A 4,779-nucleotide genomic window follows, 5' to 3' on the forward strand; every position below is an offset into this window, starting at 1 on the left:
GCCGCCGACACGCTGCCCGCCGGCGCACGGCTGCTGTGCCTGGCGGTGGCCGACACCGGCCCGGGCATCGCACCGCAAGACCAGGCCGGCAGCTTCGCGCCCTTCGGCCAGGGCCGTGCCGGGCGCGACCACCGCGGCGGCGCCGGGCTCGGGCTGACCATCGGCACGCAGATCGTCGCGGCGATGCAGGGCACGGTGCGGATCGCGCGCAGCTCGGCCAACGGGACGATGTTCGTCGCGACCCTGCAGGTGCAGGACCACGACGCAGCCTGACATACTCGCCCTCCTTCGCAGCAACGAGGAGACGCCCATGGCAAGCAGCATCGAGTTCAAGCGCCCCGACGGGCAGACCGTGACCGGCCACCTGGCCGAGGCCGCGCAGCCGCTCGGCGCGGTGGTGGTGATCCAGGAATGGTGGGGCGTGAACGAGCAGATCCGCGGCGTGGCGCAGCGCTTCGCCGATGCCGGCTTCACCGCGCTGGTGCCCGACCTCTACCGCGGCAAGAGCACGGTGGAGGCCGAGGAGGCGCACCACCTGATGAGCGGCCTGAATTTCGCCGACGCTGCGTCCCAGGATGTGCGCGGCGCGGTGCAGTATCTGAAGGCTGCCAAGCTCGGCGGCGGCAAGGTCGGCGTGACCGGCTACTGCATGGGCGGCGCGCTGACGGTGCTGGCCTCGACGATGGTGCCCGAGGCCGATGCTGCGGTGGTCTGGTACGGCCTGCCGCCGCTGGAGTACGTGGACGCCAGCAAGATCAGCATCCCGCTGCAGGCGCACTGGGCCACGCAGGACGGTGCCTTTCCGATCGCGAATGTCGACGGGCTGGAGGCCAAGTTCAAGGAAGCCAAGGTCCGCTACGAGGGCCACCGCTACCTGGCCCACCACGCCTTCGCCAACGAGTACGCACAGGGCCGCAACCGCATCGCCATCACGCAGTACGACGCCGCCTGGGCGCAGATGGCCTGGGACCGCACGATGCGCTTCTTCGGCGCCGCGTTGTCATGAGCGGGCCGGTGCGCTAGCTAGGTCGGCGTCTCCGGCCCGCCCAGGCTGGCGAACGTGCTGTCGTCGATGATGCCGACGAAGCCGGACGGCGCGAAGGTGACCGGTGCCGCCTGGCGATCGCGGTGTTCCCTGCGCGCGAAGAACTTCGCCTGCGCGGCCGGCGGCAGGTCGGTGATGCGCAGCAGCCCCTTGGCGAGCAGCACTTCGAGCAGGTCCTCGAGCACGCGCACGACGTCGGCGTCCAGGCGTGCGTAGGCGTCGGCGTTGTCCTCGTTGCCGAGGAAGCGCTGCACTTCGTCGCTGGCCTGCGGCAGGTATTCGCTGGCGTCCAGCGTCGCTGCACGATGCAGGCTCTCGATCTCGCCGCGCGCGTTGCGATGAACGTAGGGCATGCTGGAGATCTCCCGTTTGGGCTTGCCGGATCAGTGTGCGGACTGCGCGCGCCAGCGACCCAGCAGCGCCTGCCAGGGACGCAGCCGGTCGCGTGGCGGCGGCAGCGGCTGCGCGTCGAGGCGCCGCCACAGATGCTGCTCGTCGAAGCTGAACACCGGCACGATGTCGTCGCGCCGCGAGAGCGGAACGGCGAGCATGTTGATCGAGTCCAGCACCCATGGATCCTCGAAACGCCAGCGCGCCACCGCCACCATGTGGGCGCGGCGCAGCGCCGGTCGGTCGCTCGGCCGGTCACCCAGCCTATGCCAGGCATAGAGCAGCCGCACGCCGGCGTCCGGCGTGCCGCTGGCCAGCAGCAGGAAGAACTTGGCGATCGCCGAGTCCTCGCAGTCGCCGGTGCCACGCGCCAGCGTCTCGTAGGGCGTGGCCCAGTCGTCGTGGGCCGGGGCGTCGGCGCGCGGATCGACGAGCTGGTTGACCCAGGCGTTGAGGAAGGCGATGCGCTCGGGCACCCCGAGCCGCGCGGCTTCGAGTGCCAGGGCGTCGAACTCCTGGCGACCGCGCTGCAGTGGCGCCGCCTCGGCGTGGCCCCGGATCGGCCAGACCGCGAAACCAGCGCAACCGAGGTAGGCGCAGGCCTCACGCCGGCGCACATGCGCAACGGCACCGGCCTGGCGCCCACTCTCGTCGCTGTCGGTGCGGCATGCATGCATCGCGTTCTCCCGCAGAACCATGCGCGGGGCATGCTACGCCGCCACACCCAGGCTGTCGCGTAGCATCGTGTGTTCATGCGAGATGGAGCGCTTCGCGCGTCATTCGCGAGCTCGACGTGATCAAGCTGTGGCGAGAAATGGCAGTGCGGCGTCACCCGGCGCTCACGCGCGCCACCTGTGCGCTCAGCCGAGGCTCACCGCAACGTCGATCTGGGCGAAGGGCTCGGCCTCGGCGAGGGGCCGCAGGGCGGCTCCGTGAACGGGCAGCAACCACGAACGATGCCTCGGGTGCCCTGGCGGGCCGCTGATATGCTTTCAAGGACACAACCTGGAGAAGCCGGAAGATGCTGACCGCAACCGGAATGCACAGCCGCTGGGCGGTCATCATCCTGTCGGCAGTCATACTGATCAGTTGTGGCGGCGGCGGTGCGGACCCTGGCGACGCGGGCAACGGCCCCACCCCTTCGCCCACCATGCTGGTTCTTGCCGGCCACATGGGCGGGCCGGGAAACGTCAACGGACGCGGCTCGGCGGCACGGTTCTGGCTCCCCACCGGCACGGTCTCCGACCCGGCCGGCAACCTCTACGTGGCCGATACCTACAACCACGTGATCCGCAAGGTGACGCCGGAGGGCATCGTCTCCACCGTCGCCGGTGTCAGGGGCCACGCCGGAGCTGACGATGGCCCGGCCAATCGCGCGACGTTCTACGGCCCCGGCGGCCTCGCAATGGATCGGGCCGGCAATCTCTACATTGCCGACAACGGCAACTACACCGTCCGCCGCCTGACGCCGGCCGGATCGGTGGTCACCGTGGCTGGCACGCCTGGGGTTTCAGGCTATCTCGACGGCGACGGTCCCGCGGCCAGGTTCGGCCCCTGCTGGACGGTGTTCGGTTGCGAGACGCCCGGCCTGGCCGTCGACAGTCGAGGCAACGTGTTCTATGGCGACAGCAGCAACGGCGTGATCCGACGCATCGCGCCCACGGGCACGGTCACGACCTTCGCCGGCCGCTGGCCGCCCGAAGATGCGCGGGACGGGCCCGGTTCCAGTGCGAGCTTCTACCAGCCCGGCCCACTGGCCATCGATGCCGCCAACAACCTCTATGTCGGCGACCGATACGCCCTGCGCAAGGTGACCCCTTCGGCGGTGGTCAGCACACTTGCCGGGCAGGTCTACGAAGCCGGCTTCGCGGACGGCACCGGCACAGCCGCCCGATTCTTCGGGCTCACCGGCATGGCCGTGGATGGCGACGGCAACATCTTCGCGACCGACGTCGGCAACAACGCCGTGCGCAGGATCACGCCGGACGGCATCGTCACGACAGCGGCTGGTCAGCGGGATGGCGGCGTCGCGGACGGACCCGCGCAGAGCGCCCGATTCCTGGCCCCGGCAGGCATCGCGATCGACAGTGCCGGGCAATTGCATGTGGCCGATGGCGCCAACAACACGATTCGCCGCATCAGTGCTCTCGGGCAAGTGACGACGCTGGCGGGCTTGGCCGAGCAGTCCGAGCCTGTGGACGGAACCGGGGCGAATGCTCGATTCGGCCTGCCCGTCGGCATCGTCACGGCCGATGACGGAACGATTTATGTGGCGGATCAGAACGGCACAGCCATTCGGAAGGTCGATCTCGACGGCACCACCACCACCGTCGCTGGACAGTTGGGTGTCGAGGGCATCGATGATGGCCCGGCCCGCGAGGCCCGGTTCAAGGCCCCGTACGGCCTGGCGCGAGGCGCGGATGGCAGCCTCTACCTCGCGGACGCTCTCCACTTCGCGGTGCGCAGGATCGCGCCGGACGGCAGGGTCTCCACGCTGGCGGGGGGCCGCCACGGTGCGGCCGTCGACGGAAAGGGCAAGGACGCGATCTTCGCCCGGCCCTTCGGTATCGCCGTGGACGCCTCGGGCCACGTGTACGTGGCCGACACCGAGGCGCACACGATTCGCAAGGTCACGCGGGACGGCACCGTCACAACGATCGCCGGTCTCGCTCATGACTCGGGCACCAGCGACGGCATCGGCGCAGAAGCGCGGTTCAACCGTCCGCGCGACGTGGCGGTGGACGCATCGGGGAACTTGTTCGTTGCCGACGAGTTCAATCACACGATCCGGAAGATCACCCGCGCCGGCGTGGTGTCCACGATGGCAGGATCACCCGGTGAAGCGGGCTCGGCCGACGGGCTCGGGGCCGAGGCGAGGTTCTACCGTCCTGGCGGATTGACGGTGTCGCCCGAAGGCGCCATCTATGTGGCCGATTCCTGGAATCACACCATCCGCAAGATCACCTCTGCAGGGAGCGTGACGACGGTGGTGGGCAAACCGGGCGTTCGCGGGTTCGTGGGCGACGAACTGCCGGGCGTGCTTTCCTTCCCCCAGCGCATCGCCCTGCGGGGCCAGTCGATGTACGTCACCACTGCCCGAGGCGTCGTGGTCGTTTCACGGCGACCCTGATTCGGGTGGTGCCGTAGGGGCGTGCGCATTAGGAGCCGGCCACCGAGGCACTGCAGCCTGGCGAGGTCAAGCACGGCCAGGCTCGGCCAGCCTCCTCCTCCCGCCTCGCCGCGCTAACCTCCCCCCATGGATTCCCTCATCGCCGCCGCCGGCCGCGCGCTGGCCGCGGGCGACGCGCTCAGTGCGCTCAAGCGCGTCGCGCTGCGCAGCGACC

Annotated in this window: 5 protein-coding genes; 3 read left to right on the top strand and 2 right to left on the bottom strand. The window is 69.9% G+C overall.

The window, feature by feature from the left end:
- Window positions 1-273: ATP-binding protein (locus tag Q0C41_RS29795; protein WP_291990377.1), on the top strand; the 273-nt coding region annotated here is incomplete at its 5' end.
- A gap of 37 nt (window positions 274-310) precedes the next feature.
- Window positions 311-1,006, top strand: coding sequence for a dienelactone hydrolase family protein (locus tag Q0C41_RS29800; protein WP_291990380.1), 696 nt, complete (start codon window positions 311-313; stop codon window positions 1,004-1,006).
- A 17-nt stretch (window positions 1,007-1,023) separates the two neighbouring features.
- Here Q0C41_RS29800 and Q0C41_RS29805 read toward each other — a convergent pair whose 3' ends face one another.
- Together Q0C41_RS29805 and Q0C41_RS29810 are read right to left on the bottom strand one after the other, a co-directional pair.
- Complete coding sequence (locus tag Q0C41_RS29805; protein WP_291990382.1) at window positions 1,024-1,398, bottom strand: hypothetical protein; 375 nt, start codon at window positions 1,396-1,398, stop codon at window positions 1,024-1,026.
- 30 nt (window positions 1,399-1,428) lie between these two features.
- Window positions 1,429-2,133: a transglutaminase-like cysteine peptidase gene (locus tag Q0C41_RS29810; protein WP_291990384.1), complete on the bottom strand. Its 705-nt coding sequence runs from the start codon at window positions 2,131-2,133 to the stop codon at window positions 1,429-1,431.
- 452 nt (window positions 2,134-2,585) lie between these two features.
- Between Q0C41_RS29810 and Q0C41_RS29815 the strand changes: the two genes are divergently transcribed.
- The gene (locus tag Q0C41_RS29815) at window positions 2,586-4,565 is read left to right on the top strand and encodes a hypothetical protein (protein ID WP_291990386.1); all 1,980 of its coding nucleotides are present in this window, start codon (window positions 2,586-2,588) and stop codon (window positions 4,563-4,565) included.
- The last annotated feature ends 214 nt before the right edge of the window (window positions 4,566-4,779 follow it).

It is taken from the genome of Luteitalea sp. (genome assembly GCF_022842525.1).
GTDB lineage: Bacteria > Acidobacteriota > Vicinamibacteria > Vicinamibacterales > Vicinamibacteraceae > Luteitalea.